The organism is Rhodococcus aerolatus, from assembly GCF_054783215.1.
The window spans coordinates 1-2,889 of sequence record NZ_BAAGQZ010000032.1 but is presented as its reverse complement, the minus strand read 5'-3'; the positions used below and the strand labels follow the sequence as shown (position 1 = coordinate 2,889).

The window sequence follows — 2,889 nt, the reverse complement described above, 5'->3', positions numbered from 1 at the left end:
GCCGTGGCCAGGGCGGCGTCGGCGCGGGCGGCGGCGACGAGCCCGAGAAGCGGGTCCGGCTCCCCGGCGGGGGTCTCCCCGGGCGTCGCGGCCGGCGCCGAGCAGGCCGCGACCAGCAGGCCCGCCCCCGCCGCGAGACCGGCGCGCAGCACGGTCCGCCGGGTCGGACCCGGCGCGGTGGGGGCGGGGGGCACGCGGTCATCCTGCCAGCCGCCGCACGGCGCCCCGGCCCCGTCGCGGGCGGTCCGGGCCCGGCCCCGCGGCGGCTAGGCTGGTCCTCCGGCCACGGACCCACCACGGCGTCCCCGCGCCCACCGACAACTGCACCGACGACCCGCAGGGAGCCCCGATGCCCGTGCCGCGCCCCGAGCAGGTGAGCGAGCTCGTGGACGACCTGCTCGCCGGCACCGGCCACGACCTCGAGGAGGTCACCGTCACCGCCGCCGGACGGCGCAGCGTGGTCCGGGTGGTCGTCGGGTCCGACGCGCCGCTCGACCTCGACGCGGTGGCCGAGCTCAGCCGCCGGGTCTCCGACGTCCTCGACGCCGAGGAGGCCTTCGGCGAGGCGCCGTACACCCTCGAGGTGACCTCTCCGGGCGTCGACCGGCCCCTCACGGCGCCGCGGCACTGGCGCCGCGCCCGGGGGCGGCGGGTGACGGCCACCGTCGACGGCGAAGAGCTGACCGCGCGGGTCGGCGAGCTGACCGGGGACACCGTGGCCCTGGTGGTGCCCGGTGACGCCGGCCCGCAGGTGCGCGAGGTCGCGCTCGGGGCGGTGACGGCGGCCGTGGTGGAGATCGAGTTCCGCGCCCCCGACCCGGCCGAGCTGGCGCTGAGCGGCACCCCGGCCGGGCCGCTCGGCGGGTCCGAGCCCGTCGGCGGCAGGGACGACCTCCCCGACGACGACCCGGCCGACGAGGACCCGGCCGACGAGGACCCGGCCGACGAGGACGACCTGACGCACGAGGACGGAGCCGACCGGTGAACATCGACATCGCCGCCCTGCGGGCCATCGAGGCCGAGAAGGGCATCAGCGTGGCCACCGTGGTCGGCGCCATCGAGACGGCCCTGCTCACCGCGTACCGCCACGTGGACGGCCACCAGCCGCGGGCCCGCATCGACGTGGACCGCAGGACCGGCCTGGTCCGGGTCATGGCCCACGAGCTCGCCGAGGACGGCACGCCCGGCCCCGAGTGGGACGACACCCCCGAGGGCTTCGGCCGCATCGCCGCCACCACCGCACGCCAGGTGATCGTGCAGCGCCTGCGCGACGCCGAGCACGACCGCACCTACGGCGAGTACTCCACCCACGAGGGCGAGGTCGTCGGCGGCGTGGTGCAGCGCGACGCCCGCGCCAACGCCCGCGGCGTCGTCATGGTCCGCCTGGGCAGCGAGGCCGCCGGGGTGGAGGGCGTGCTGCCCTCGGCCGAGCAGGTGCCGGGGGAGACCTACGAGCACGGCGAGCGCGTGAAGTGCTACGTCGTCGGGGTCAGCCGCGGCGCCCGGGGCCTGCAGATCACCCTGTCGCGCACCCACCCCAACCTGGTGCGCCGGCTGTTCGCCCTCGAGGTGCCGGAGATCGACGACGGCTCGGTGGAGATCATGGCGGTGGCGCGCGAGGCGGGGCACCGCTCCAAGATCGCCGTGCGCAGCACCGTGGCGGGGCTCAACGCCAAGGGCGCGTGCATCGGCCCGGTCGGGCAGCGGGTCCGCAACGTCATGCGCGAGCTCGGGGACGAGAAGATCGACATCATCGACCACGACGACGACCCGGCCCGCTTCGTCGGCAACGCCCTGTCGCCGTCGAAGGTCGTCTCGGTGACCGTCGTCGACGCGGCGGCCCGCGCCGCCCGGGTGGTCGTGCCGGACTTCCAGCTGTCCCTGGCCATCGGCAAGGAGGGGCAGAACGCCCGCCTGGCCGCGCGGCTCACCGGGTGGCGGATCGACATCCGCAGCGACGCCGCCCCGGTCGAGGCCGCGACCGCCGACGCCGGGCCCGGCCCGTCGGCCACCACCGGCGGGCGTCCCTGAGCGGGCGCGGCGGCCGCACGCGGCCCTCGGGGGTTCGTGCCCCGGACGCGGTGGCGCTAGACTCGGACGTGATCCCTGCTCGTGCGTCGGCCCCCGGCCGGTCACACGGGTCCGCCGCGCCGCGGCCCGGACCCGTGCGGACCTGCGTCGGGTGCCGCACCAGGAGCGAGGTCACCGGACTGCTCCGGGTGGTGGCGCGAGGCTCGTCGGTCGTGCCGGACCCGAGGCGCAGGCTCCCGGGCCGGGGTGCCCACGTGCACCCCGATCCCGAGTGCGTGGCGCTGGCCGAGCGGCGCCGGGCGTTCCCCCGCGCACTGCGCGTGGCGGGCCCGCTCGACACCGCCGCGGTGGGGCAGCACGTGCACGGCACACCGCCCGTCAGGCACGACCCACCCGGGTCGGCGCCCGTCGACACCAGGTGAGGAACAGGCACAGGGACATGAGCACACCGTGAAGTTGCAGTGATGGACGTCCGTCGGAGTTGATCCGAGGCCGCGTGGGCACCCCCGCTCGGCCTCACCAGTGAGGAGAGCAGTGGCAGGCAAGGCCCGCGTGCACGAGTTGGCCAAGGAACTCGGTGTCACCAGCAAGGTAGTTCTCGCGAAGCTCAAGGAGCAGGGCGAGTTCGTCAAGTCCGCGTCGTCGACCGTCGAGGCCCCCGTGGCCCGCCGGCTGCGCGAGGCGTTCCCCGGTGCCGGCGAGTCCGGTGCCCCGGCGAGCGCACCGTCGAACGGCTCGGGTGCGCCCAAGCCGGGTGCCCGTCCCGGCCCGCGTCCCGGGCCGGCACCGCCGGCCGCGCCCGCCGCCGAGGCGCCCGCCCCGGCGCCCCAGGCCCCCGCGGCCCAGGCACCGGCGCCC

Annotated in this window: 4 protein-coding genes and 1 pseudogene; 4 read left to right on the top strand and 1 reads right to left on the bottom strand. The window is 77.4% G+C overall.

What is annotated here, in order from left to right; all coding sequences use genetic code 11:
• A pseudogene (locus ACYVOF_RS12750) lies at positions 1–194 on the bottom strand (hypothetical protein); the annotation flags it as partial.
• 155 nt (positions 195–349) lie between these two features.
• On the opposite strand from ACYVOF_RS12750, the gene rimP reads away from it, so the two are divergent.
• The 4 genes from rimP to ACYVOF_RS12730 all read left to right on the top strand — a co-directional run.
• Positions 350–985, top strand: coding sequence for a ribosome maturation factor RimP (rimP, locus tag ACYVOF_RS12745; RefSeq protein WP_460867020.1), 636 nt, complete (start codon positions 350–352; stop codon positions 983–985).
• Positions 982–2,031: a transcription termination factor NusA gene (nusA, locus tag ACYVOF_RS12740; RefSeq protein WP_460867018.1), complete on the top strand. Its 1,050-nt coding sequence runs from the start codon at positions 982–984 to the stop codon at positions 2,029–2,031. The genes rimP and nusA overlap by 4 nt, the downstream gene beginning before the upstream one ends.
• 71 nt (positions 2,032–2,102) lie before the next feature.
• Complete coding sequence (locus ACYVOF_RS12735; RefSeq protein ID WP_460867022.1) at positions 2,103–2,453, top strand: YlxR family protein; 351 nt, start codon at positions 2,103–2,105, stop codon at positions 2,451–2,453.
• Positions 2,454–2,565: 112 nt separating this feature from the next.
• The coding region (locus ACYVOF_RS12730) for a translation initiation factor IF-2 N-terminal domain-containing protein (protein WP_460867016.1) at positions 2,566–2,889 on the top strand (324 nt) is incomplete at its 3' end.